General features: G+C 68.2%; 24 protein-coding genes. 14 read left to right on the forward strand and 10 right to left on the reverse strand.

Annotation, left to right across the window (positions count from 1 at the left end):
* The first annotated feature begins 51 nt into the window (after positions 1–51).
* From uraD to RCO38_RS00960, 5 genes are all read left to right on the forward strand, one after another.
* Positions 52–639 (forward strand): 2-oxo-4-hydroxy-4-carboxy-5-ureidoimidazoline decarboxylase, encoded by a 588-nt coding sequence (gene uraD / locus RCO38_RS00940; protein ID WP_308326430.1) that lies wholly within the window; start codon positions 52–54, stop codon positions 637–639.
* The gene (locus RCO38_RS00945) at positions 636–1,610 is read left to right on the forward strand and encodes a Bug family tripartite tricarboxylate transporter substrate binding protein (RefSeq protein ID WP_308326431.1); all 975 of its coding nucleotides are present in this window, start codon (positions 636–638) and stop codon (positions 1,608–1,610) included. The genes uraD and RCO38_RS00945 overlap by 4 nt, the downstream gene beginning before the upstream one ends.
* 3 nt (positions 1,611–1,613) lie before the next feature.
* A complete protein-coding gene (locus tag RCO38_RS00950) occupies positions 1,614–1,982 on the forward strand; it encodes a hydroxyisourate hydrolase (RefSeq protein WP_308326432.1) in 369 nt (122 codons plus the stop codon).
* A gap of 111 nt (positions 1,983–2,093) precedes the next feature.
* Entirely contained in the window at positions 2,094–3,440 is a 1,347-nt protein-coding gene (locus RCO38_RS00955) for an esterase-like activity of phytase family protein (RefSeq protein ID WP_308326433.1), read from the forward strand.
* 102 nt (positions 3,441–3,542) lie between these two features.
* Positions 3,543–4,328: an alpha/beta hydrolase gene (locus RCO38_RS00960; RefSeq protein ID WP_308326434.1), complete on the forward strand. Its 786-nt coding sequence runs from the start codon at positions 3,543–3,545 to the stop codon at positions 4,326–4,328.
* 11 nt (positions 4,329–4,339) lie between these two features.
* On the opposite strand, the gene RCO38_RS00965 is transcribed toward RCO38_RS00960, so the two are convergent.
* The gene (locus RCO38_RS00965; RefSeq protein WP_308326435.1) at positions 4,340–5,233 is read right to left on the reverse strand and encodes a LysR family transcriptional regulator; all 894 of its coding nucleotides are present in this window, start codon (positions 5,231–5,233) and stop codon (positions 4,340–4,342) included.
* 137 nt (positions 5,234–5,370) lie between these two features.
* Here RCO38_RS00965 and RCO38_RS00970 point away from each other — a divergent pair, with 137 nt between their 5' ends.
* The 7 genes from RCO38_RS00970 (at position 5,371) to RCO38_RS01000 (ending at position 12,646) form a co-directional block, all read left to right on the forward strand.
* Positions 5,371–6,348: a Bug family tripartite tricarboxylate transporter substrate binding protein gene (locus RCO38_RS00970; protein ID WP_308326436.1), complete on the forward strand. Its 978-nt coding sequence runs from the start codon at positions 5,371–5,373 to the stop codon at positions 6,346–6,348.
* An 81-nt stretch (positions 6,349–6,429) separates the two neighbouring features.
* Positions 6,430–7,203: an SDR family NAD(P)-dependent oxidoreductase gene (locus tag RCO38_RS00975; protein WP_308326437.1), complete on the forward strand. Its 774-nt coding sequence runs from the start codon at positions 6,430–6,432 to the stop codon at positions 7,201–7,203.
* A gap of 18 nt (positions 7,204–7,221) precedes the next feature.
* Positions 7,222–8,895, forward strand: a complete 1,674-nt coding sequence (locus RCO38_RS00980; protein WP_308326438.1) for a (2,3-dihydroxybenzoyl)adenylate synthase — start codon at positions 7,222–7,224, stop codon at positions 8,893–8,895.
* Positions 8,896–8,920: 25 nt separating this feature from the next.
* Positions 8,921–9,763 carry an amidohydrolase family protein gene (locus tag RCO38_RS00985; RefSeq protein ID WP_308326440.1) on the forward strand — a complete coding sequence of 281 codons (843 nt, stop codon included), beginning with the start codon at positions 8,921–8,923 and terminating at the stop codon, positions 9,761–9,763.
* A gap of 2 nt (positions 9,764–9,765) precedes the next feature.
* On the forward strand, positions 9,766–10,968 hold the full coding sequence (gene pcaF / locus RCO38_RS00990) for a 3-oxoadipyl-CoA thiolase (protein WP_308326441.1): 1,203 nt from the start codon (positions 9,766–9,768) through the stop codon (positions 10,966–10,968).
* Positions 10,969–11,066: 98 nt separating this feature from the next.
* On the forward strand, positions 11,067–11,876 hold the full coding sequence (locus tag RCO38_RS00995) for a crotonase/enoyl-CoA hydratase family protein (RefSeq protein ID WP_308326442.1): 810 nt from the start codon (positions 11,067–11,069) through the stop codon (positions 11,874–11,876).
* Entirely contained in the window at positions 11,873–12,646 is a 774-nt protein-coding gene (locus RCO38_RS01000) for an enoyl-CoA hydratase-related protein (RefSeq protein ID WP_308326443.1), read from the forward strand. The genes RCO38_RS00995 and RCO38_RS01000 overlap by 4 nt, the downstream gene beginning before the upstream one ends.
* Positions 12,647–12,667: 21 nt before the next feature.
* Here RCO38_RS01000 and RCO38_RS01005 read toward each other — a convergent pair whose 3' ends face one another.
* The 7 genes from RCO38_RS01005 to RCO38_RS01035 all read right to left on the reverse strand — a co-directional run bounded on the left by RCO38_RS01005 (position 12,668) and on the right by RCO38_RS01035 (position 18,726).
* Positions 12,668–13,666: an aldo/keto reductase gene (locus RCO38_RS01005; RefSeq protein WP_308326444.1), complete on the reverse strand. Its 999-nt coding sequence runs from the start codon at positions 13,664–13,666 to the stop codon at positions 12,668–12,670.
* 68 nt (positions 13,667–13,734) lie between these two features.
* Positions 13,735–14,685 (reverse strand): Gfo/Idh/MocA family oxidoreductase, encoded by a 951-nt coding sequence (locus tag RCO38_RS01010; RefSeq protein ID WP_308326445.1) that lies wholly within the window; start codon positions 14,683–14,685, stop codon positions 13,735–13,737.
* A 15-nt stretch (positions 14,686–14,700) separates the two neighbouring features.
* Positions 14,701–15,579 carry a class III extradiol dioxygenase subunit beta gene (locus tag RCO38_RS01015; protein WP_308326446.1) on the reverse strand — a complete coding sequence of 293 codons (879 nt, stop codon included), beginning with the start codon at positions 15,577–15,579 and terminating at the stop codon, positions 14,701–14,703.
* Between the two features lie 2 nt (positions 15,580–15,581).
* Complete coding sequence (gene ligA / locus RCO38_RS01020) at positions 15,582–16,025, reverse strand: protocatechuate 4,5-dioxygenase subunit alpha (RefSeq protein WP_308326449.1); 444 nt, start codon at positions 16,023–16,025, stop codon at positions 15,582–15,584.
* Position 16,026: 1 nt separating this feature from the next.
* Positions 16,027–16,959, reverse strand: coding sequence for an amidohydrolase family protein (locus RCO38_RS01025; protein ID WP_308326450.1), 933 nt, complete (start codon positions 16,957–16,959; stop codon positions 16,027–16,029).
* A 9-nt stretch (positions 16,960–16,968) separates the two neighbouring features.
* Positions 16,969–17,652 carry a 4-carboxy-4-hydroxy-2-oxoadipate aldolase/oxaloacetate decarboxylase gene (ligK, locus tag RCO38_RS01030; RefSeq protein WP_308326451.1) on the reverse strand — a complete coding sequence of 228 codons (684 nt, stop codon included), beginning with the start codon at positions 17,650–17,652 and terminating at the stop codon, positions 16,969–16,971.
* A gap of 27 nt (positions 17,653–17,679) precedes the next feature.
* Positions 17,680–18,726: an amidohydrolase family protein gene (locus RCO38_RS01035; protein ID WP_308326452.1), complete on the reverse strand. Its 1,047-nt coding sequence runs from the start codon at positions 18,724–18,726 to the stop codon at positions 17,680–17,682.
* Positions 18,727–18,934: 208 nt separating this feature from the next.
* Here RCO38_RS01035 and RCO38_RS01040 point away from each other — a divergent pair, with 208 nt between their 5' ends.
* Positions 18,935–19,936, forward strand: coding sequence for a Bug family tripartite tricarboxylate transporter substrate binding protein (locus RCO38_RS01040; RefSeq protein ID WP_308326453.1), 1,002 nt, complete (start codon positions 18,935–18,937; stop codon positions 19,934–19,936).
* Positions 19,937–20,009: 73 nt separating this feature from the next.
* Entirely contained in the window at positions 20,010–20,912 is a 903-nt protein-coding gene (locus RCO38_RS01045; protein ID WP_308326454.1) for a LysR substrate-binding domain-containing protein, read from the forward strand.
* 9 nt (positions 20,913–20,921) lie between these two features.
* Here the strand turns inward: RCO38_RS01045 and RCO38_RS01050 are convergent, their stop codons facing one another.
* Entirely contained in the window at positions 20,922–21,878 is a 957-nt protein-coding gene (locus RCO38_RS01050) for an AEC family transporter (RefSeq protein WP_308326455.1), read from the reverse strand.
* A 98-nt stretch (positions 21,879–21,976) separates the two neighbouring features.
* Positions 21,977–22,882, reverse strand: a complete 906-nt coding sequence (locus tag RCO38_RS01055) for an NAD(P)-dependent oxidoreductase (RefSeq protein ID WP_308326456.1) — start codon at positions 22,880–22,882, stop codon at positions 21,977–21,979.
* Positions 22,883–22,888 lie beyond the last annotated feature (6 nt).

Below are 22,888 nucleotides of genomic sequence, written 5' to 3' on the forward strand. Positions count from 1 at the left end.
TCCAATTATGCGATGGACAGCAATGCTGGCCAACCGCACACTGCGGCCATCATGAACAGCCCGTCCCCCGTCTCCCTGAGCATGGCGTCGGTCCGCACACTGGACGAAACGTCCTTCGTGGCCCTGCTTGGCGCGGTGGTCGAACACTCTCCCTGGGTCGCCCGCCGGGCCTGGCACCGGCGGCCCTTCGGCACCCGCCAGGCCCTGTTCGACGCCCTGTCCGCCGAGATCCATGGCGCCAGCGACGCGGAACAGCTCGCGCTGCTGCGGGTGCACCCCGAGCTGGCCGGCCAGGAGGCCCGCGCGGGCACCATGACCGCCGACTCGCAGTCCGAGCAGGGCCGCCTGGGCCTGCTGCGGCTGGACGCCGCCACCGTGCGCCGCCTCGACGAACTGAACCGCCGTTACCGCGAGCGCTTTGGCTTTCCGTTCATCGCCGCGCTGCGCCTGCACGCCTCGCTGGACTCGGTGCTGGCCGACGGCGAACAGCGCCTGGGCCACGACGCCAACTCCGAACGCCGCATTGCCCTCGACCAGGTCGGCCAGGTGGTGCGCGGACGGCTCGAACGCATGGTCTCCGACGACGCCGTTTCACCCTCATCCCTCAGCCCCACCACCCACGCAGGAACCCCATCATGAACACGCCACGCCGCACCCTCCTCGCCGCCGCAGCACTGCTGCCGCTCGCCCTGCCGGCCGTGCATGCCCAGGCCTGGCCGGCCAAGCCGATCCGCATCGTCGTGACCTTCGCGCCCGGCGGTTCGTCGGACATCGTGGCGCGCCTGCTGCAGCCCGGCCTGCAGGAGAAGCTGGGCCAGACCGTGATCGTGGAGAACAAGCCCGGTGCCGGCAGCACCATCGGCGCCAACGAGGTGGCGCGCGCCGCGCCCGACGGCTACACCCTGCTGCTGTCGAACACCGCGCCCATGAGCATTTCGCCCTTCATGATGGACAAGGCGCCCTACGACCCGGTCAAGAGCTTCACCCACATCGCCTACATCGGCTCGGTGCCCAACGTGTTCGTGGTGCATCCCTCGGTGCCGGCCAAGACCCTGCCCGAACTCATCAAGTGGATCGGCGCGCAGGACAAGCCGGTGAACTACGGCTCGGGCGGGGTCGGCTCCATCGGCCACATCGTCGGTGAGATGTTCAAGAACCAGTACAAGCTGAAGATGGAACACGTGCCGTACAAGGGCTCGTCGCCGATGCACACCGACCTGCTGGGCGGCCAGCTGCAGTTCGCGGTGGACACGCTGACGCAGAACGTGCCCTACATGAAGGACGGCAAGCTGGTGGGCATCGCGGTCACCTCGCGGGCCCGCGCACCGATGTCCCCCGCGGTGCCGTCGGTGGTGGAGGCCGGCTACCCCAAGCTGCTGGCCGAGAACTTCCTCGGCATCTCGGCGCCGGCGGGCGTGCCCAGGGACGTGGTCGACAAGGTGCACGCCGCGGTGGCCGAGGTGGTGGCGCGGCCCGATGTCGCCAAGCGCCTGGCCGACCTTGGTGTGTCGCCCGAGAAGATGAGCCAGACCGAGTTCTCGAAGTTCGTGACCGACCAGGTCACCGAATGGGCACCGGAAGTCAAGGCCTCAGGCGCGCGCCTGAACTGAGCCATGGGCGGCGGACTTTCCATCCATTGCGTCGACGTCGCCAGCGGCCGCGTCGCCGCCGGCTTGCGCGTCACCGTGCAGCGCCTGGGCGCCGACGGTCGTCCGGCCGGCCCCCTGATCGCCGACGGTGGCATCGGCGCCAACGGCACGCTGCAGCACCCGGCCCTGATGAGCGAGGCCATCACGGCCGGGGGCTACGAGGTCTGTTTTGCCGTGGGCGACTTCTACCGCGCCCAGGGCCACGGCGGCGCCGGCCCCGGCTTCCTGGAGGTGGTGCCCTACCGCTTCCACATCGCCGATGTGTCGCAGCACTACCACCTGCCGTTCAAGTTCACGGCCTGGGGTTTCTCGCTGTTCCGCGGCGGTGCCTGAGCAGGCCTTCACGGCCCCGTCACACACCTGTCGTCCGGGTTTCACGGCGCGCGGCGAAGCTGCGCGGCTGTGCGGCTTCACCGCCGATCCGAACCCTCACCCGACGACACCATGCACCCCACCCTCCGGTTTCTGCCCGCCCTGCTCATCCTGGCCGCCGGCCACACCCACGCACAGACCGCCCACACCGCCACACTCGCGGGCCACGCGGTACTGCCGGCCCAAACCTTCATCGCAGCGCCGAAGGACGCGCCGGCCGACCTGCAGGTCAGCGGCAAGTTCACCACCGGCCAGCGCGTCGAAGCCATCGGCTCGGTGGAAGGCAAGTCCGCGGGTCGCCCCACCGGCGTGTCGCTGCCCTTCAAGGGCCAGCCGGTGCAGGGCCATTCGGGCATCAAGCGCATGGCCGACGGCAGCTTCTGGCTGCTGACCGACAACGGCGCCGGCTCCAAGGCCAATTCGCCCGACTTCGCGCTCTTCCTCAACCGCTACGCGGTGGATTTCAAGAGCGGCCAGTTCAAGCGCCTGCAGACCGTGTTCCTGCACGACCCCGACAAGAAGGTGCCGTTCCGCATCGTCCACGAAGGCACGAAGCAGCGCTACCTCACCGGCTCCGATTTCGACACCGAAGGCTTCCAGATCGCTGGCGGGCACTTCTGGATCGGCGACGAGTTTGGCCCGTACCTCATCAAGGCCGACATGAAGGGCCGGGTACGGGCCGTCATCGACACGAAGGTGGACGGCAAGACCATCGTCTCGCCCGACCATCCTTCGGTCACCACCCCGGGCGCGCCGAACGGCGAGCTGAAGTTCCAGTCGCGCCGCTCCAAGGGCTACGAAGGCCTGGCTTCGTCACCCGACGGCAGCAAGCTGTATGCCCTGCTCGAAGGCGCGCTGTGGGACGAGGCCACCAAGGCACCCGAGCAGCTGGACGGCAAGCAGTTCCTGCGCGTGCTGGAGTTCGACGTGAAGGCCGAACAGTGGACCGGCCGGCACTGGAAGTACGTGCTCGACGCCAACCACCATGCCATCGGCGACTTCAACATGATCAGCCCCACCGAAGGCCTGATCATCGAGCGCGACAACGGCGAAGGCACACCCGACAAGGCCTGTCCCGAAGCCGAAAAGCGCAGCGACTGTTTCCACGACCTGCCCAAGTTCAAGCGCGTGGTGAAGGTGGAACTGAGCGACGCGAACGTGGGCGGCCCGCTGCGCAAGATCGGCCACATTGACCTGCTCAACATCGCCGACCCGAACAAGCTGGCGCGCAAGCCGCTGGTGAACGGCAAGCTGAGCTTCCCGTTCTTCACCATCGAGAACGTGGAGATCGTGGATGCGACGCACATCGTGGTCGGCAACGACAACAACCTGCCCTTCTCCAGCAGCCGCGATCCGAACAAGGCCGACGACAACGAGCTGATCCTGCTGGAGGTGGGGGAGTTTCTGAAGGCGCGGTGAGGGAGAGGTGATGCGCTGAGCGAATCACCGGCGGCCCGACCGCATCTGGCAGAAGCGGGGCCTGCACCCTAGAGTGCAGGCCTTGTCGCTTCCGGACCGCCCATGAGCCCTGATCAGCCCATCCTTGACGAACTCGCCTACGGCCCGCACGCCCGGCACCGGCTGGATGTGTACACGCCCCCGGGCGCGGTGGGCGCGCCGATGCTGGTGTTCTTCCACGGTGGCGGCTTCATTCGTGGGCACAAGGCCGACCGCGGCAACGTCGGCACCTGGGGCGCGTCGCAGGGCTTTGTGACCGTGCTCGCGAACTACCGCCTCGCGCCCGAATGCCGCTGGCCCAGTGGGCCGGAGGATGTGGCCGCAGTCTGGCGCTTCGTGCGGGGCCACGCGCGCCACTGGGGCGGCGACCCGGACCGGATCGTGCTGGCAGGCGAATCGGCCGGCGCGGCGCACGTGGCCGCGGCCACGCTGATGACGCGCTTCCAGCCGCCGGGATGGCGCATCGCAGGCGCGGCCCTGCTCTCGGGACCGTACAACGCAGGTCTCGAGGCCCTGGCCCCGCAGGCGCTCGGCATCGCACAGCCCGACATGCGCAACAACGCCTACTTCGGCGATGACCCGACGTTGTGGTCGAAGGCCAGCATCGTCGACCAAGTGGACGCGGCGCCCTTTCCCCTGCTGATCGCCGCCGCCGAGCGCGACCTGCGGCAGATGCAGGTGCAGGCCGGCGAGCTGTTCGCGCGTCTGGTCACGAAACACGGCTTTTCACCCGAGCTGCACTGGTGGGCGGGGCTCGACCATTTCACACCCGGCGCCTCGCTGGGCAGCGACGACACCACCGTGGGTGAACCGCTCGCCGCCTTTGTGCGCCGCTGCACGGGCGGCTGAACCGAACAGCCTCAGCCGCGCGGCAGTCCGCGCAGCAGCACGTCGCTGAAGAACTCGGCCGGCGGCGACAGCGGCAGGTCGGGCCGGCGCACCAGCACGATGGCCGGCGCCGGCAGCACCTCTCTCACCGGAATCAAGTCCAGCACGTCGCGCGTCATCGCAAAGCTCGTCCATTGCTTCGGCAGCATGGCCAGCAGGTCGGTCTGCGCCAGCGCCACCTGCACCGACAGCGCCGAGTGGGCGCGCAGCATCACGCGCGGCGCTTCGAGACCGTGGGCGCCGAACAGCCGCGCCAGGTCTTCTTCGGCGTTGTGGTCGATGGTGGTGGCGGCCCACTCGGCGCCGGCCAGCGCCTTGAGGCTGCGCACCCGCGCCAGCGGATGCCCCTTGCGGCAGACCACCACGCGCGTGTTGTCGCACAGGTGCTGCAGCGCCAGGCCCGGCGCGGGCTTGAGGCGCGGTGCGGCCCCCAGATAGAAGTCGATGCTGCCCTCGCGCAGCGAGCCCTCGACGGCCGGCAGCAGGCTCTCGGTGATGCTCAGCTTGACCTTGGGGTAGGTGCGGCGGAACACCGGCAGCGCCTCGGGCAGCATGCCCAGGTGAGGCATGATGGACAGCGCCACCGACACCGTGCCCTCGTAGTCCGGCCCGGGCTGCTGCACCTCCTCGCGCGCGCGCCGAGCCTCGTTGGCAATGGCGCAGGCCCGGCGGTGGAAACGCCCCCCCTCGGCCGTCAGCACCATGCCCGTGGTCTGGCGCGCAAACAGGTCCACCCCCAGCTCCCGCTCCAGCGCCCGAACGCTGCGCGTGAGTGCGGGTTGCGGCACGTCCAGCCGCCGCGCGGCCGCGCGCAGGCTGCCATGTTCGACGATGGCGATCAGGTGCTGGAGCTGTTCGAGTTTCATGGGCTGGGACTCCGGACCGGGTGATTCTTGAATCGAATCACTTTTGATATTGCGCCATCTTATTGGAATCCCCGCATCTCCCTAGAGTCCGCTCCACCCCATGTCGGGGACACACGAATAGACAACGGAGACACCACATGCCCATCACCTCCAAGCGCCGGCTCGTCCAGGCGGCGGCCCTGTCCCTGCTGGCCCTGGCCAGCACCACCACCCTGGCAGAAGGCTGGCCCAACAAGCCGGTGCGCATGATCGTGCCGGCCGGCGCCGGCGCCGCGCCCGATGTGATCGCGCGCATCCTGGGCGAGAAGCTCGCCGCCGCCTGGGGCCAGGGCGTGGTGGTGGACAACCGGCCGGGCGCGGGCGGCATTCCCGGCATGTCGGCCCTGGCCAAGTCGGCGCCCGATGGCTACACCATCGGCTTCGTTCCTGCGGCCATGGGCACCATCACGCCGCTGGTGTTCAAGAACCCGCAGTTCAACCCCGACACCGAACTCAGCTCGGCCGCCACCGTGGGCATCAGCCCGCTGATGCTCGCGGTGCCCGCCAGCAGCGGCATCCAGTCGGTGGCCGATCTGGCCAAACAGGCCAAGGCCCACCCGGGCAAGCTCAACTTCGCGGCGCCGCAGCTCAATTCACTGCCCCATCTCGCGGGCGAGATGGTGAACAAGGCAGGGAGCATGGGCCTGTTCACCGTGCCCTTCCGCGCACCGCCGGAAGCCGTGGCCGCCGTGCTCTCGGGCGATGCGACGCTCACCATCGACGGCGTGCCCGGGCTGCTGCAGCACGTCAAGTCGGGGCGTCTGCGCGCCATTGGCGTGACCTCGGCCAAGCGCCTGCCCGGCATCGACGTGCCGGCCGTGGCCGAAACCTACCCGGGCTACGAAGCGATTGGCTGGTTCCAGATCATCGTGCCCGCCGGCACGCCGCAGGCGGTGGTCGACCGCATCAACGCCGACGTCAACCGCATCACCGCTTCGCCCGAGGTCAGCACCCGCCTGACCGAGATGGGCGTCTACCCGCGGCAGGACAGCGTCAAGGCTGCGGCCGACTTCTTCGACGAACAGCAGAAGGCCATGAAGCGCCTCGTCGCAGACCTGGGCATCCAGGCCCAGTAGGCCATCCCTTTTTTGCATCTCCAAGGCCCCGGACCGCCGGGGTCCGGACCCTGCTTACCCTTTTTCAACCGGAGACCCTTCATGACACCACGCAAGAAAGCCCTCGTCACCGGCGGCGGCACAGGCATCGGCCGCAGCGCCGTGCTGGCCCTGGCCCGCGCCGGCTTCGACGTCGCCATCAACTACGCATCGAGCGCCCAGGCAGCCCAGGCCGTGGCCGAAGAAGCCCAGGCCCTGGGCGCCCAGACCCTGCTGCTGCAGTGCGACGTCAGCAACGACGCGGCCGTGCGCCAGATGCTCGCCAAGGTGGGCGAGACTTTCGGCCATCTCGACACCCTGATCAACAACGCCGGCACCACCGCCAACTGGAAGGTCAAGGACCTGGACAGCCTGGACATGGACGCCTGGGACCGCACCTTTGCGGTCAATGTGCGCGGCAACTTCCAGGTGACGCGCGCGGCGGTGGAGTTGCTGCGCAAGAGCAAGGACGTCGGCGGCGAGCCCTGCATCGTCAACACCGCCAGCATCGTGGGCCTGCGTCCCGGCCCGCAGCCGCCACCGTACGCCGCCAGCAAGGCCGCGGTGGTGAGCCTGACCAAGACGATGGCCTGGAACCTGGGGCCGGACATCCGCGTGAACGCGGTCGCCCCGGGCTGGATGGAAGGCGACTGGATGGAACGCATGCTGGGCGACAAGTACGACGCGCTCATGGGCGCGCGCGCCAAGGCCACACCGCTCAAGCGCTGCGTGACGGCCGACGACGTGGCCGAGGTGATGCTGAACCTGATCACCGGCATGCGCTTCGTGACCGGTGAAGTGGTCGTCATCGACGGTGGCTTCACGAGTTCGACCTGACACCCCAAGGAGACTCCCATGCTTGAAGGATTCGTACCCTTTCCCCCCGAGTTCGCTGCGCGCTACCGCGCCAAAGGCTACTGGCAGGACCGGTCGCTGGCGCAGGAGTTCGCCGACGTGTTCGCGCGTTTCGCCGACCGTGTGGCGCTGATCGACGGCGACACCGTCTACACCTACGCCGAACTGGACCGCGTCAGCTCGAACCTCGCACTCAACCTGCTGGAGCTCGGTCTGCAGCCGCTGGACCGCGTGGTGCCCACCCTGCCCAACGTGCACGAGTTCGTGGTGCTGTACTTCGCGCTGCAGAAGATCGGCTGCATCCCGATCGCCGCCCTGGTCACGCACCGCTACGCCGAGATCAGCCAGTTCGTGCAGCTCTCGGGTGCCACCACGGCGGTCTACCCGGAGACCGCGGGCGACTTCGTCTTCGCGCCCGTGATTCAGCGTGTGCAGAACGAGCACCCGTCGCTGAAGTTCCGCATCGTGCTCGGCGAAGCCGGCGCGGGTGAAGTCTCGCTGCGCGAACTGATCCGCAAGCCCGCCACGCTGCCCGCCTCGCGCCTGGCCGAGATCCGCATCGACCCGACCGACCCCTGCATCTTCCAGCTCTCGGGCGGCACCACCGGCATCCCCAAGCTGATCCCGCGCACGAACAACGACTACGCCTACAACTCCAAAGTCGCGGCCGACGTCACCGAGATCACGGCCGACTCGACGCTGCTGCTGGTGCTGCCCATCGCGCACAACCTGCCGCTGGCCTGCCCGGGCATCCAGGGCTTTTTGTTCAAGGGCGCCAAGGTGGTCCTTCACGGCAACACCAAGCCGGTGGAGATGTTCGCGCTGATCGAGAAGCACAGGGTCACGCACCTCAAGGTCGTGCCGGCGCTGCTGATCCGCCTGATCAACGACCCGGCGGTGGAGCACTTCAACCTGTCCAGCCTGAAGCTGATCCAGAGCGGCGGCCAGCGCATGCAGCCCGAGGTGCGCGCCAGGACGCGCGCGCTGATCCCCGGCGTGTTCGTGCAGGAGAACTTCGGCATGTCCGAAGGCACGCTGATGTTCGTGCGCGCCAGCGACCCGGAAGAAGTGAAGCTGGAAACCTGCGGCCGCCCGGTCTGCCCGGACGACGAGGTGCTGCTGCTCGACGACGAAGGCCGCGAGGTGCCCGACGGCGAGGTGGGCGAGTTCACCGTGCGCGGCCCGTACACGCTGCGCGGCTACTACGGCGTGCCCGAGTACAACGCGCGCCAGTTCACGCCCGAGGGCTTCTACCGCTCCGGCGACCTGATGCGCAAGCATCCCAGCGGCAACTACATCGTCGAGGGCCGCAAGAAGGACCTGATCAACCGCGGCGGCGAAAAGATCAGCGCCGAAGAGGTGGAGAACCTGATCCTCATGCACCCCGCGGTGCAGAACGTGGCCTGCGTGCCCATGCCCGACGCGGCCATGGGCGAAAGGATGTGCGCCTTCGTGATCCTCAAGGCTGGCCACACGCTGCACCTGAAGGAACTGGTGGGCTTTCTGCTGACCAAGGAAATCGCCAAGTTCAAGCTGCCCGAGCGGCTGGAAGTGCTGCCCGACTTCCCGGTCTCCACCTTCGGCAAGGTGTCCAAGAAGGCCCTGGGCGAACTGGTCGCCCGCAAGCTGCAGGACGAACAAGCGGCGACTGTGGGTGCTGCCGCCACCCTTTGACCTCATTCACGACGAGAGACACACCATGCGCATCATCGACCTGCACTGCTACCCCGGCACACCCACCTGGATCGAATCACAAGGCCCCTACCCGGCCGAACTGGCCCGCTACTGGAAACGCGACTGGGTGGGCAAGAGCGAAGAAGACGTGGTGGCCGAATTCACCGGCGCCGGCGTCGAGGCCTGCCTCGTCGCGCTCGACCTGGAGACCACCGTGGCCGCCCCGCCCTGCACCAACGAATACGTGCACGGCATGTGGAAACGGAACCCGCAGCGCATCATCCAGTGCTGGGGCGCGGTGGAACCGGCCAAGGGCGAGATCGCGATGATCCAGGCCCGCAAGGCCATCAAGGAGCTGGGTTTCATCGGCTTCCACTTCCACCCCATCATGCAGCACTTCGGTGTCAGCGACCGGCGTTACTACCCGCTGTTCGAAGAGATCAACGCGATGGGCGCGGCGGTGATGATCGACGTGGGCACCACCGGCATGGGCGCGGGCATGCCCGGCGGCCACGGCGCCCTGGTGCGCCACGCCCACCCCCAGCACATCGACCAGCTGGCGGCCGACTTCCCGAACCTCAAGATCATCATGGCCCACCCCGGCTGGCCATGGGTCGACGAGACCACGGCCGTCGCGCTGCACAAGGGCAACGTGTACTGGGAGATGTCGGGCTGGGCGCCCAAGCACTTCCCGGGCAACCTCAAGGTCGACATCCGCGGCCGCCTGCAGGACAAGATCATGTTCGGCAGCGACTACCCCAGCCTGCCCTACGAACGCATCCTGCGCGAGTGGGACGAGCTGGGTTACAAGCCCGAGGTCATGGAGAAGATCATGCACGGGAACGCGGAACGCGTGCTGGGCCTGTGAGCATGAACGCCTTTCTCTGTGACGGCGTGCGCACACCGATCGGGCGCTATGGTGGCGCGCTGTCGTCGGTGCGCACCGACGACCTGGGCGCCATCCCGATCCGGGCGCTGATGGCGCGGCATCCGGGCCTCGACCCGGCGCTGATCGACGAGCTCATCTGCGGCTGCGTCAACCAGGCCGGCGAGGACAACCGCAACGTGGCGCGCATGAGCGCGCTGCTCGCGGGCCTGCCGGTCGAGGTGCCGGCGGTCACGGTGAACCGGCTCTGCGGTTCGGGCCTGGAAGCCGTGGCGCAGGCGGCGCGCGCCCTGCACGCGGGCCAGGCACAGATCGCCATCGCGGGTGGTGTCGAGAGCATGAGCCGCGCGCCGCTGGTGATGCCCAAACCCATGGCCGCGTTTTCGCGCCATGCCGAGATCCACGACTCCACCATCGGCTGGCGCTTCGTCAATCCGCGCATGGAACAGCTGCACGGCGTGGACGCGATGGGCGAGACGGCCGAGAACGTGGCGCAGGAACACGGCATCTCGCGCGCCGACCAGGATGCGTTCGCGCTGCGCAGCCAGCAGCGTGCGGCGGCCGCGATGCGCTCGGGTGTCCTCGCGCCTGAGATCACCCCCGTGGAGATCGCGGGGCGCAAAGGCACCGTCACACAGATCACCGAAGACGAACACCCGCGCGCCGACACCACGGCCGAGAGCCTGGCTGCGCTCAAGCCCGCCTTCCGCAAGGACGGCAGCGTGACCGCTGGCAACGCATCAGGCGTGAACGACGGCGCTGCCGCCCTGCTGCTGGCCAGCGAAGCGGCCATGTCCCGACACGGCCTGCGACCGCTGGCGCGCATCGTGGGCTGCGCCAGCGCCGGCATCGCGCCACGGATCATGGGCTTCGGTCCCGTGCCCGCCGTGCACAAGCTGCTGGCGCAGACCGGCCTGCGCGTGAGCGACTTCGACGTGATCGAACTCAACGAAGCCTTCGCCGCACAGGGTCTGGCCGTGACCCGCGCATTGGGTCTGCCCGACGACGCCCCGCACGTGAACCCCAACGGCGGCGCCATCGCCTTCGGCCACCCGCTGGGCATGAGCGGTGCGCGCCTGGTGCTGACCGCCGCTCGGCAGCTGCAACGCACGGGCGGCCGCTACGGGCTGGTCACCATGTGCGTCGGCGTGGGCCAGGGCGTGGCCATGGCGATTGAACACATATGAACCCCCACGCTCCACCGCTGCGCGGGTCGCTGCCCCCCGAGGGGGCTGATCCGGCTTGGGGCGGCCCGGCGCCGGATCGTCAATCAACGGAACCACACATGAATCACCCTCCCCTGCTCATCACCCGCCGCGGCCACGTGGCGCTGGTCACGCTCAACCGGCCCGACACGCGCAACGCGCTCAGCGGGGAAGACATGTTCGCGGCCTTCGAATCGCTGGTCGATGCACTCAACGCCGACCTGTCGGTGCGCGCCGCCGTGCTCACCGGCGCCGGCACCGCCTTCTGCTCGGGCGGCAACGTGGCCGAGATGCGCGACCGCACCGGCATGTTCGCCGGCACGCCTGAAGAGATCACCGAGCGCTACCGCCAGGGCATCCAGCGCATTCCGCGCGCGCTGGCGCGGCTGCAGGTGCCGCTGATCGCAGCCGTGAACGGCCCGGCGATTGGCGCGGGCAACGACCTGGCCTGCATGTGCGACCTGCGCATCGCTGCCACCACCGCCCGCTTCGCCGAGAGCTTCGTGAAGGTTGGCATCGTCCCGGGCGACGGGGGGTGCTGGCTGCTGCCGCGCGCGGTGGGTCATGCCAAAGCGGCCGAGCTGGCGTTGACTGGCGACCCCATCGACGCCGAAGAAGCCCTGCGCATCGGCCTGGTCTCGCGCGTGGTGCCGCCCGAAGCGCTGTTGCCGGAGGCGCTGGCCCTGGCCGGTCGCATCGCCGCCAACCCGCCGCAGGTGCTGCGCTGGACCAAGCAGCTGCTGCAGCAGGCGCGCACCGGCACGCTGGACGAAGCCCTGGACGCTGCGGGTCGGTTGCAGGGGCCGGCGCATCACACGGCCGACCACACCGAAGCCGTGGCGGCATTCTTCGAAAAGCGCGCGCCGGTGTTCAGCGGAGGCAGCGCATGAGCGAAGTCCTGATCGAAGAGCGGCCGCTCGACGGCGTGGTGCTGCTGCGCCTCCACCGGCCCGAGGTGCTCAATGCGCTCAACCTCGATCTGCGCCGTGCGTTGGCCGAAGCCTTCCGCCGGCTCGACGCCGACCCGGCGGTGCGCGTGGTGGTGCTGGCCGGCGGGTCCAGGGCCTTCTGCGCCGGCGCCGACCTGGGTGAGTACGTGGACGCCACGCCCATCGACCTGCTGCGGCGCCGGCACGACCTGCTGTGGGGCGCCATTGCCGCCTGCCGAACGCCGGTGCTCGCGGCGGTGCGCGGCCATGCGCTGGGCGGCGGCTGCGAACTCGCGCTGCACGCCGACCTGATCCTGGCCGGGCGCAGCGCGCGCTTCGGTCAGCCCGAGGTGAAGGTTGGCATCATGCCCGGCGGTGGCGCCACGCAGCGCCTGACCCGCGCGCTGGGCAAACACGGCGCGATGAAGCTGCTGCTGCTCGGCGAGCCCATCGACGCCGACACGGCGGCGCGCATTGGCCTGGTGGCCGAGGTGCTGGACGACGAGTTGGTCGAGGCCCGGGTGCTGACGCTGGCACAGCAGCTGTGCGAACTGCCGGCGGTCGCGCTGCGGCTGATCAAGGAATCGGTGCTGATGGCGCTGGAGACGCCGCTGTCGGCCGGGCTCGAATACGAGCGCAACGCTTTCCAGACCGCGTTCGCCAGCCCCGACAAACACGAGGGCATGCGGGCCCGGCTGGACAAGCGGCCGGCGCGCTTCAACCAGGGCTGAAGCGGCGCGGAAGCTCCGGACTCAGAATGTCTCGGTGTCCACCTCGCTGTTGGCCTGTGCGTTGTAGCGGTCGCCGTGCACGGTGTGCTGGTTGATCAGCACGTTCAGCCGCGCGATCACCTCGGCCGACAACACCACGTTCGCCGCGCCGATGTCGTCCATCAGATGTTCCACGCTGGTCGTGCCGGGGATGGGCAGGATGTCCTCGCCCTGGTGCAGCAGCCAGGCGATGGCGAGCTGCGACGGCGTGCAGCCGACCTCGGCCGCGATGGCGTTGTAGGCCGGCAGCAGGGCCTGGTTCTTCGCGTAGTTCTCGGGCGAGAAGCGCGGCATGCTGCGGCGGATGTCCTTGGCATCGAAGGCGTTCACGTCCATCGGGCCGCACAGGAAACCGCGCGCCACCGGGCTGAACGCGACGAAGCTCACGCCCAGCTCGCGGCAGGCCTTGAGCACCGCGATCTCGGGGTTGCGCGACCACAGCGAGTACTCGGTCTGCAGCGCAGCGATGGGGTGCACCGCGTGGGCCTTGCGCAGCGTCGGCGCAGACACTTCGGAGAGGCCGATGCTGCGGATCTTGCCTTCGCGCACCAGGTCGGCCAGCGCGCCCACGCTGTCTTCGATGGGCACCTGCTTGTCCCAGCGGTGCAGGTAGTAGAGGTCGATCACCTCGGTCTGCAGACGCTTCAAGGCCTCTTCGCAGGTGGCCCTGATGGTCGCGGGCCGACCGTCGATCACGCGCACCTTCACGCCCTGCTCGTTGGGCACGCCCTGCATGCCGCACTTGCTGGCGAGCGTGAACTTCGAGCGGTGTTTCGAGAGGACCTTGCCGACCAGCGTTTCGCTGGCACCGAAGCCGTAGAGCGCCGCGGTGTCGAAGTGCGTCACGCCCGCGTCCAGCGCCCCCAGCAGCACACGCTCGGCCTGCTGTTCGGAGACAGGCGCGCCGTAGGCGTGGCAGATGTTCATGCAGCCCAGGCCGATGGCGCTGACGGTGAAGGGTCCGAGTGGGCGTTGTTGCATGGTGGTCCTCTTGAAATGACAAAGGCCCCAGCCGATGGCATGGGGCCGCTGGAACGGATGATAGGGAATCAGGCGTTCAACTGCTTTTCAAGGTCATGCAGCACCTGGTAACAGTTGAACACCTTGGCAACGCTGGAGTTGGGCTCGCGGCCTTCCTTGATCGCGGCGAAGAACTCGCGGTCCTGCAGCTCGATGCCGTTCATGGACACCGCCACCTTGCTCACGTCGATCTTTTCTTCCTTGCCGGTGAACAGGTCGTCGTAGCGCGCGATGTAGGTCGCGGTGTCGCCGATGTAGCGGAAGAAGGTGCCCAGCGGGCCGTCGTTGTTGAACGAGAGGCTCAGCGTGCAGATCGCGCCGTTGGCGGCCTTGAGCTGGATGCTCATGTCCATGGCGATGCCCAGGGTCGGGTGGATCGGGCCCTGGATGGCGTTGGCCTGCACGATGGGGCTGTTGCACTGGTAGGCGAACAGGTCCACGGTGTGGGCGGCGTGATGCCACAGCAGGTGGTCGGTCCAGCTGCGCGGCTGGCCCAGCGCGTTGGTGTTGGTGCGGCGGAAGAAGTAGGTCTGCACATCCATCTGCTGGATGTTGAACTCGCCTGCCGTGATCTTCTGGTTCACGTACTGGTGGCTGGGGTTGAAGCGGCGGGTGTGGCCGCACATGGCCACCAGGCCGGTCTGCTTCTGCAGCGCCACCACGTCTTGCGCGCCCTTGAGACTGTCGGCCAGGGGAATCTCCACCTGCACGTGCTTGCCGGCCTTCAGGCAGGCGATGGTCTGCTCGGCGTGCATCTGCGTCGGCGTGCAGAGGATGACGGCGTCGACTTCCTTCATCGCCAGACTATCTTCGAGCTTGGTGGTGATGTGGCCGATGCCGTACTTGTCGGCGACTTCCTTGGTCTTCTCCAGATCGCGGCTGATCAGCGACACGACTTCGACACCGTCGATGTTCTTGATGCCGTCCAAGTGCTTGACGCCGAAGGCGCCGGCACCGGCGAGTGCGACTTTGATGGTCATGGTGGTTTCCTCGGGTTATGCGTTCTCAAGAATGGCGTGACCGACGGCGGTGTTGGACGCGGGCACATGGTAGAAGCGGTGCTTCACGACGGGCGCCGGGCCGACGACCTTGCCGTCGACCACATCGGACATGGCGCCGCGGGCGATCAGCCACATCACGAGTTCGATGCCTTCGCTGCCCGCCTCGCGCACGTAGTCGATGTGCGGCGTGTTGGCGCAGGCCACCGGGTCGTTGATCATGAGATCGAGCCAGTGGTTGTCCCACTCGCGGTTGATCAGGCCGGCGCGCGCGCCCTGCAACTGGTGGCTCATGCCGCCCGTGCCCCAGATGTGCACGTTGAGGTCTTCGTCAAAGCTCTCGACCGCCTTGCGGATGGCCTGGCCCAGCGCGAAGCAGCGCTTGCCCGAAGGCACGGGGTACTGCACCACGTTGACCGCGAACGGAATCACCGGGCAGGGCCAGGCGTCCTTCTTCGGGTCGAGCTCGCCGCACATCAGCGACAGCGGCACGGTCAGGCCGTGGTCCACGTCCATCTTGTTGACGATGGTCAGGTCGAAGTCCTGCTGGATCACCGACTGCGCGATGTGCGAAGCCAGCTCCGGATGGCCGATCACCTTGGGCACCGGGCGCGGGCCCCAGCCTTCGTCGGCCGGCGTGAACTCGGCCGCGGTGCCGATGGCGAAGGTCGGGATCATCTCCAGGCTGAAGGCTGTGGCGTGGTCGTTGTAGACCAGAAAGATGACGTCGGGCTTGTTGTCCTTCATCCACTGTTTGGAGTACTCGTAGCCCTTGAACAGCGGCTTCCAGTAGTCCTCCTGGGTCTTGCCCAGGTCCATGGCCGCGCCGATGGCGGGCACGTGGGACGTGAAAACGGATGCGGTGATCTTGGCCATGTTCAGGCTCCTTTGTTCTTGCCGGCCGCACCCTGCGGCTGGCGGTGCGCCTGCGCGTCGCCGTCCTCGCCGATGACGCGGTTGCCTTCGGCGCTGCGGCCGCCGTTGATCATCATGGCACGGTATTCCTCCTCGGTCATGCCAGTCATGGAGCCCGCCATCTGCTGGAAGCTCTTGCCGTCGGTGGCACCGATCTTGGCCAGGAAGTAGATGTTGCCGCCGGTGCGCATGCACCAGTTGAGATCGCGTGCCAGCACGGCCTGCTTCTGCTCTTCGGTCATCGGCCACTGGTCGAGGTAGGCGCGCTCGTCGGCCTTGAACTTCTCGCGGTTCTCGGCCTTCATCAGGCTCATGCAGAACTGGTTGAGCCAGTAGCCTTTGCGGCTTTGCTCGGCGTCAAAAATGATGGTGCCGGGCACGTCCTTGTAGGGTTTGTCGAGTGCCATGTCAGACCTCCTCGGGCCAGTAGAGACGCATCGGGTTGTCGACCAGAAGTTTCTTCTGCAGCTCGGCGGTCGGCGCGATCTGCGGGATGAAGTCCACCAGCAGGCCGTCGTCGGGCATGTGGTCCTTCAGGTTGGGGTGCGGCCAGTCGGTGCCCCACAGCACGCGTTCGGGGAACTCCTCGACCACCTTGCGCGCGAAGGGCACCACGTCCTGGTAGGCGGCCTGTTCGCCGTTGAGCGCCTTGGGACCGGTGACCGACAGCCGCTCGGGGCAGCTGACCTTGCTCCAGACGTTGGGGTGCTCGCGCATGAACTTGAGGAACAGGTCGAACTCCGGCCCGTCGATGGGCTTGCTCACGTCGGGCCGCCCCATGTGGTCCACCACCACGGTGGTCGGCAGCGCGGTGAAGAAGTCCCACAGCTCGGGCAGGTCCACGGCCTCGAAGTAGATCACCACGTGCCAGCCCAGCTTGGCGATCCGACCGGCGATCTCCATCAGCTCGTCCTTGGGCGTGAAGTCGACCAGGCGCTTGACGAAGTTGAAGCGCACGCCGCGCACACCGGCGGCGTGCAGCTGCTGCAGCTCTTCGTCGGTCACCGAGCGCTTGACCGTGGCCACGCCGCGCGCCTTGCCGCCGCTGGACAGGCAGGCGTCCACCATGGCGCGGTTGTCGGCACCGTGGCAGGTGGCCTGCACCACCACGTTGCGGGCAAAGCCCAGGTGGTCGCGCAGCGCGTACAGCTCGTGCTTGCTGGCGTCGCAGGGTGTGTACTTGCGCTCAGGCGCGTAGGGGAATTCGGCGCCCGGACCAAACACATGGCAGTGCGCGTCCACGGCACCGGCGGGCAGCTGGAACTTTGGCTTGGACGGGCCGGTGTACCAGTCGAGCCAGCCAGCGGTTTTGGTGAAGTCACCTGACGTTGTTTTGCTCATGCCGTCTCCTCAATCGATATAACGCAGGCCCTTGGCGGCCAGCGGTTCGCGCATCTTGTACATGTCCAGGCCCAGGATGCCCGAGGCCAGCTTGGCGCGCTTCTCGCCTTCGAAGCTCTCGCGCTTCTGCGCGGCGGCCAGGGTTTCCACCGCGCGCGCGGCGGGCACGCAGACCACGCCGTCGTCGTCGGCCACGATCACGTCGCCCGGCGTCACCAGCATGCCGGCGCAGACCACGGGGATGTTCACCGAGCCCAGGGTTTCCTTGATGCAGCCCTTGCTGGAGATGCACTTGCTCCAGACCGGGAAGTTCATTTCGTTGAGCGTCTTCACGTCGCGCACGCCGGCGTCGATGATCAGCGCGCGGGCGCCACGGGCCTGGAAGCTGGTGGCCAGCAGGTCGCCGAAGTAGCCGTCGGTGCACTCGGCGGTGATGGCCGCGACCACGATGTCGCCCAGCTGGATCTGCTCCGCAGCCACGTGCAGCATCCAGTTGTCACCGGGGTGCAGCAGCACCGTCACCGCGGTGCCGCTGACCTGCACACCGGTCTGGATGGGACGCATGTAGGGCTTGAGCAGGCCGACGCGGCCCATGGCTTCGTGGACGGTGGCCGAGCCCAGCGCGGCCAGGCCGTCGGCGGCCGCGCGGTCGGCGCGGGTGATGTTGCGGTAGACAACGCCCAGTTCGTACATGTTTTTCTCCTCGGGTCTGTGAATGGTTTATTTGCCAGCCGCTTTGAGGCGGGCATCCAGGCGCGGGAACACGCGGCGCGCGTTGCCTTCGTAGACCTGGTAGCGCTGCTCGTCGCTGAGGTTGCCGGTGGCCTGCACATAGCGCTTGGTGTCGTCGTAGTAGTTGCCGGTCTCGGGGTCGATGCCGCGCACGGCGCCGATCATTTCGGAGGCGAACAGGATGTTGCCGACCGGGATCACCTTGGTCAGCAGGTCGATGCCCGGCTGGTGGTAGACGCAGGTGTCGAAGAACACGTTGTTCAGCAGGTGGTCTTTCAGCAGGGGCTTCTTCATCTCCTGCGCCAGTCCGCGGAAGCGGCCCCAGTGGTAGGGCACCGCGCCGCCGCCGTGCGGAACGATGAACTTGAGCGTGGGAAAGTCCTTGAACAGGTCGCCCTGGATCAGCTGCATGAAGGCCGTGGTGTCGGCGTTCAGGTAGTGCGCGCCGGTGGTGTGGAAGCAGGCGTTGCAGGAGGTCGAGACGTGGATCATCGCGGGGATGTCGTACTCGACCATCTTTTCGTAGATGGGGTACCAGGACTTGTCGGTCAGCGGCGGGCTGGTCCAGTGGCCGCCCGACGGGTCGGGGTTCAGGTTCAGGCCCACGTTGCCGTATTCCTTGACGCACTTCTCCAGCTCGGGGATGCAGGTGGCCGGGTCCACGCCGGGCGACTGCGGCAGCATGGCGGCCGGCACGAAGTGGTCGGGGAAGAGCTGCGAGACGCGGTAGCAGAGTTCGTTGCAGATCGCGGCCCAGGTGGACGACACGTTGAAGTCGCCGATGTGGTGGGCCATGAAGCTGGCGCGCGGGCTGAAGATGGTGATGTCCGAGCCGCGCTCTTTCATCAGCCTGAGCTGGTTGGTTTCGATGGACTCGCGCAGCTCGTCGTCGCTGATCTTGAGGTCGGCGACCTTCGGCATCGCGGCCGGGTCCTTGATGCCGGCGATCTGCTGGTTGCGCCAGTTCTCCAGCGCCTTGGGCGCCGTGGTGTAGTGGCCGTGGCAATCGATGATGAGGGGCTTCTGCAGGCTCATGCGCGGGTCTCCTGGGTGCTTTCGGTGGTTGCGCATTCTGGTTCCGCCCTAAAGCCATCACAAGCGACATAACCCTCTACCAGATATCGCAAAAAATCATGAGGACACCCTCTCATGCCGGGATGCGATAGCTGCCAGATGCCGGGGCGACTGACACGCGCCCCGTCCCGCTGCTAGATTGGTTTCACAACATTCCCAGGAGACAAGCATGCACCGCACCCTGCCCCGCCGCCGGCTGTTCGGCCAGTGGATCTCCCTCGCCACCCTCGGCCTGCTGGCTGCCCTGCCCGGGGCCGCCCTGGCCCAGGCCTATCCCAGCCGCCCGATCCGGCTGGTGGTGCCCTTCACACCCGGGGGCAGCACCGACATCCTGGCGCGAGCGATCGGTCTGGAGCTGGGCAAGGCCTGGAACGCGTCGGTGGTGGTGGAGAACGTGCCCGGCGCGGGTGGTGCCATCGGCGCCGACAAGGTGGCCAAGGCCGCACCGGACGGGTACACCCTGCTCATGGGCCACATCGGCACGCTGGCCGTGAACCCCAGCCTCTATCCGAAGCTGCCCTACAGCCCGCTCAAGGACTTTGCACCCGTGGCCTGGGTGGCCAACGTGCCCAATGTGCTGGTGCTGCACCCCTCGACCAAGGCGGCGAACATGAAGGAGTTCGTCGCCTACGCGAAGTCCAACCCCGGCCGGCTGAACTACGGCTCGGGCGGCAACGGCAGCGCCGCCAACCTGGCCACCGAGTACCTGAAGATGCGCACCGGCGTCTCGCTGGTGCACATCCCCTACCGCGGCACGGCGCCCGCGGTGAACGACCTGGTGGCCGGCCAGACGCAGGTGCTGTTCACCGGCGTGCCGGCCGTGATCGCGCAGATTCGCAGCGGACAGCTCAAGGCGCTGGCCGTGTCGGGCAAGGCGCGTGTCGAGGCCCTGCCCGAGGTGCCCACGGTGAACGAGGCCCTGGACCTCAAGGACTTCGAGGCCGACCAGTGGTACGGCGTGGTCGCGCCCGCCGGCACACCGGCCGACATCGTGGCCCGGCTCAACCAGGCCATCAATGCCTCATTGAACTCGGCCGAACTGAAGAAGCGCCTGGGCGCCGAGGGCGCGGTGGCCAACCCGACGACGCCCGAGGCCTTCGGCAAGTACATCGCGTCGGAAATCGAGCGCTGGAAGCCGGTGATCAGCTCTGGCCGCGTGAAGGTGGACTGATCCCTTCGTCCACACATAACCCGGCGCCGGTTATCGCAGAGTGGAATAATCAGGTCCTCACCGCGGGACCTGTATGGACCTCAAACAACTCGAATACTTCGTGCGCGTGGCCGAACTGGGCAGCTTCACCCGGGCCGCCCTGGCGCTGGACGTGGCGCAGCCCGCCCTCTCGCGCCAGGTGCGCCTGCTGGAAGTGGAGCTGCGGCAGAACCTGCTGATCCGCAACGGCCGCGGCGCCACCCCCACCGACGCGGGCAAACTGCTGCTGGAGCACGGCCGCGGCATCCTCCACCAGGTGGAGCGCGCGCGCGAAGAGCTGGGCCGGGTGCGCGGCGCGCTCGCGGGGCGCGTGGCCATCGGCCTGCCGCCCAGCCTGGCGCGCGTGATGACGGTGCCGCTGACACGCGCCTTCCGGGCGCAACTGCCCGAGGCCAGCCTCTCGATCAGCGAAGGCCTCTCGGCCACCATGCAGGAGTGGCTGCACACCGGCCGGCTGGACATCGCCGTGCTCTACAACGCCACGCCGGCGCCGGACATCGAGATCACGCCGCTGATGGAGGAAGAGCTGCTGCTGGTGCAGCCGCGCCCGCCCGGCCTGGCCGAAGAGCCACCGCCCCCGCCGGTGCCGCTGGCCGAGGTGGCGGCGCTGCCGCTGGTGATCCCGAGCCGCCCCAACGCGCTGCGCATGCATGTGGAAGCCGAGATGGCCGCCATCGGGCTGCGACCCACCGTGGCGCTGGAGATCGACGGGGTCTCGGCCATCCTCGACCTGGTGGCCGACGGCGCGGGCGCGGCCCTGCTCTCGCGCCAGGCGGTGGTGTCGTCGATCCGGCCCTCGGCCTACCGCATGCGCCCGATCGAGCCGCGGCTGCGCACGCGCGTCAGCCTGGCCACCAGCTCGCAGCGCCCGGCCACGCTGACCCAGCGCGCGGCCCTGGACCTGATTGGCCAGGTCCGCACCGCGCTGGGCCTCTGAACGCGCCGTTCAGCCCAGCCAGCCGGCACTGTGGCGCAGCAGCCAGAGCAGGCCGCTGAGCGTGAAGAACGAGGCCATGGTGGTCACCAGCAGCGCCGCCGAGGCCAGCCCCTCGTGGCCGTGCCGCTGCGCCAGGATGGTGTAGATGCCCATCATCGGCATCGCCCCGGTCAGCAGCAGTGCCACCTTCAGCGGCGGATCACCGATCGGCACCAGCCAGGTCATCACCGCCAGCAGGCACAGCGGGTGCAGCACCAGCTTGCCGACGCCGATCTGCGCCACCGCCGTGCGCAGGCCCTGCAACTTCAGGCCCACCAGGCTGCCGCCGATCACGAACAGCGAGAGCGCGCTGCTGGCCTGCGCGAACAGCGTGACGGTGCGCGAGACGGGCGATGGCATCGGAATGCCCAGCGCCGACACCAGGAACCCACCGACGATGGCGATGATGAGCGGGTTGCGCACCAGCCCCTGCAGCGTCTGCAGCACCACCTGACGCCAGTGGCCGGCCTCGTGCCTCTCCATGTCGGCCAGCGCCAGCAGGACCGGGATGACCAGCAGGTTCTCCACCACCATGTTCAGCGCCAGCGCCACGCCGGCCACCGGCGCGCCCAGCGTGAGCAGCAGCACCGGGTAGCCCACATAGCCGCTGTTGGGGCAGGCCATGCCCATGGCCAGGATGGCCGAGCGGGCCATGCCTTCGCTCCCGAGCTTGCGGTACCAGAGCACGGCGGCCGACAGCAGCAGCAGGCTGCCCAGCGCATAGGCCAGCAGGTAGGGGCCGTTGAAGATCTCGCCCACGCTGCGCTGCGACAGCGCGTTGAACAGCAGTGCGGGCAGCGCGAGGTTGATGACGAACTTGCCGAACACGCGCATGTCGGCGCGGTCGAACAGGCCGTGGCGGGTGGCCAGGTAGCCCAGCGCGATGCAGAGGTAGATCGGGCCGGTGATGGCCAGGATGTCGAGCATGTGAGGTCAGGCAGGTTTCCAGCGCCGGGCCGCCCCAAGCGGAAACCGCGCCCCCTTGGGGGGCAGCGACCCGCGCAGCGGCGGAGCGTGGGGGTCAGTCAATCATCGTTCGCGGCAGGGCGGGCGGCGAGCAATTGGTCGGCGTAGTCTTTCCACGGCGGGTTCGGGCCGAGCCCCGCGAAGTGGCCGGCGCGCGCCTGCGCCGCCATCCAGTCGTGCTTCTGCGCAATGGCCGAGGCCATGAAGGGTTCGAAGCCGGCCTCGCGCACGGTGTTGGCCACCTCGCGCATTTCTTCGGCGCGTCGCTTGCCGTGCTGCGCGACGCGGCTGAAGAAGTAGGCGCCCTGCTTCGTCCAGTCGATGCCGGGAAAGGTTTCCTGCAGCGTGGCGATCATCGCGTCCTCGACGCCGTAGTGGCGCGCGGTGGCGTAACTCTCGATCACCAGCGCCTCCAGCCCCTTGATCATCACGCTGCGGCACATCTTGGTGGCCGAGGCGATGCCCAGCTGTTCGCTCGCGACCTTGCAGTCCATGCCCAGCGCCGCCAGCAGCGGCTGCAGGCGCGCGGCGTGCGCACCGCCCAGCAGCATGGGCACGCGGATGCCGTAGGGTGGCACCGAGGTCATGACGCCCGCCTCGACGTAGTGCGCGCCGGCCGCGTCGATCAGCGCCGCGGCCTTCTGCTTGGTGCCCGGCGAGGCGGAATTCAGGTCGAGGAACACGCTGCCCGGCCGGATGTGCGGCGCCACCGCCTCGGCCACCGCCAGCGTGTTGCTCGCGGTCACGGCCGAGATCACCAGCGTGGCCTGGGCGCAGAGCGCGGCGGCGCTGTCGCAGGCCACGACGCCGGCCGCCGCGGCGTGGGCCAGCGGCTCCTCGCGCAGGGCCGGGTCGGCGAACTTCAGGTCCCAGGCGCCGGTCCACACCGAAGCGGGCTTGAGCCCCGCCGTGAAGATGCGGCCCACCTCGCCGTAACCGATCAGGCCGATGCACACGTCACTCATGCCGCC

The sequence above is a fragment of the Hydrogenophaga pseudoflava genome, from assembly GCF_031020795.1.
GTDB lineage: Bacteria > Pseudomonadota > Gammaproteobacteria > Burkholderiales > Burkholderiaceae_C > Hydrogenophaga > Hydrogenophaga pseudoflava_A.

Coding starts and splice junctions, on each gene's coding strand:
- RCO38_RS00970 (WP_308326436.1), top strand. CDS start 5,371: ATGCCCATCACCTCCAAGCGCCGGCTCGTCCAGGCGGCGGCCCTGTCC.
- RCO38_RS00960 (WP_308326434.1), top strand. CDS start 3,543: ATGAGCCCTGATCAGCCCATCCTTGACGAACTCGCCTACGGCCCGCAC.
- RCO38_RS01000 (WP_308326443.1), top strand. CDS start 11,873: ATGAGCGAAGTCCTGATCGAAGAGCGGCCGCTCGACGGCGTGGTGCTG.
- RCO38_RS01010 (WP_308326445.1), bottom strand. CDS start 14,685: ATGACCATCAAAGTCGCACTCGCCGGTGCCGGCGCCTTCGGCGTCAAG.
- RCO38_RS00985 (WP_308326440.1), top strand. CDS start 8,921: ATGCGCATCATCGACCTGCACTGCTACCCCGGCACACCCACCTGGATC.
- RCO38_RS01040 (WP_308326453.1), top strand. CDS start 18,935: ATGCACCGCACCCTGCCCCGCCGCCGGCTGTTCGGCCAGTGGATCTCC.
- RCO38_RS00975 (WP_308326437.1), top strand. CDS start 6,430: ATGACACCACGCAAGAAAGCCCTCGTCACCGGCGGCGGCACAGGCATC.
- RCO38_RS01015 (WP_308326446.1), bottom strand. CDS start 15,579: ATGGCCAAGATCACCGCATCCGTTTTCACGTCCCACGTGCCCGCCATC.
- ligK (WP_308326451.1), bottom strand. CDS start 17,652: ATGTACGAACTGGGCGTTGTCTACCGCAACATCACCCGCGCCGACCGC.
- RCO38_RS01005 (WP_308326444.1), bottom strand. CDS start 13,666: ATGCAACAACGCCCACTCGGACCCTTCACCGTCAGCGCCATCGGCCTG.
- RCO38_RS00965 (WP_308326435.1), bottom strand. CDS start 5,233: ATGAAACTCGAACAGCTCCAGCACCTGATCGCCATCGTCGAACATGGC.
- RCO38_RS00955 (WP_308326433.1), top strand. CDS start 2,094: ATGCACCCCACCCTCCGGTTTCTGCCCGCCCTGCTCATCCTGGCCGCC.
- RCO38_RS01045 (WP_308326454.1), top strand. CDS start 20,010: ATGGACCTCAAACAACTCGAATACTTCGTGCGCGTGGCCGAACTGGGC.
- ligA (WP_308326449.1), bottom strand. CDS start 16,025: ATGGCACTCGACAAACCCTACAAGGACGTGCCCGGCACCATCATTTTT.
- RCO38_RS00995 (WP_308326442.1), top strand. CDS start 11,067: ATGAATCACCCTCCCCTGCTCATCACCCGCCGCGGCCACGTGGCGCTG.
- pcaF (WP_308326441.1), top strand. CDS start 9,766: ATGAACGCCTTTCTCTGTGACGGCGTGCGCACACCGATCGGGCGCTAT.
- RCO38_RS01055 (WP_308326456.1), bottom strand. CDS start 22,882: ATGAGTGACGTGTGCATCGGCCTGATCGGTTACGGCGAGGTGGGCCGC.
- uraD (WP_308326430.1), top strand. CDS start 52: ATGAACAGCCCGTCCCCCGTCTCCCTGAGCATGGCGTCGGTCCGCACA.
- RCO38_RS00945 (WP_308326431.1), top strand. CDS start 636: ATGAACACGCCACGCCGCACCCTCCTCGCCGCCGCAGCACTGCTGCCG.
- RCO38_RS01050 (WP_308326455.1), bottom strand. CDS start 21,878: ATGCTCGACATCCTGGCCATCACCGGCCCGATCTACCTCTGCATCGCG.
- RCO38_RS00950 (WP_308326432.1), top strand. CDS start 1,614: ATGGGCGGCGGACTTTCCATCCATTGCGTCGACGTCGCCAGCGGCCGC.
- RCO38_RS01025 (WP_308326450.1), bottom strand. CDS start 16,959: ATGAGCAAAACAACGTCAGGTGACTTCACCAAAACCGCTGGCTGGCTC.
- RCO38_RS00980 (WP_308326438.1), top strand. CDS start 7,222: ATGCTTGAAGGATTCGTACCCTTTCCCCCCGAGTTCGCTGCGCGCTAC.
- RCO38_RS01035 (WP_308326452.1), bottom strand. CDS start 18,726: ATGAGCCTGCAGAAGCCCCTCATCATCGATTGCCACGGCCACTACACC.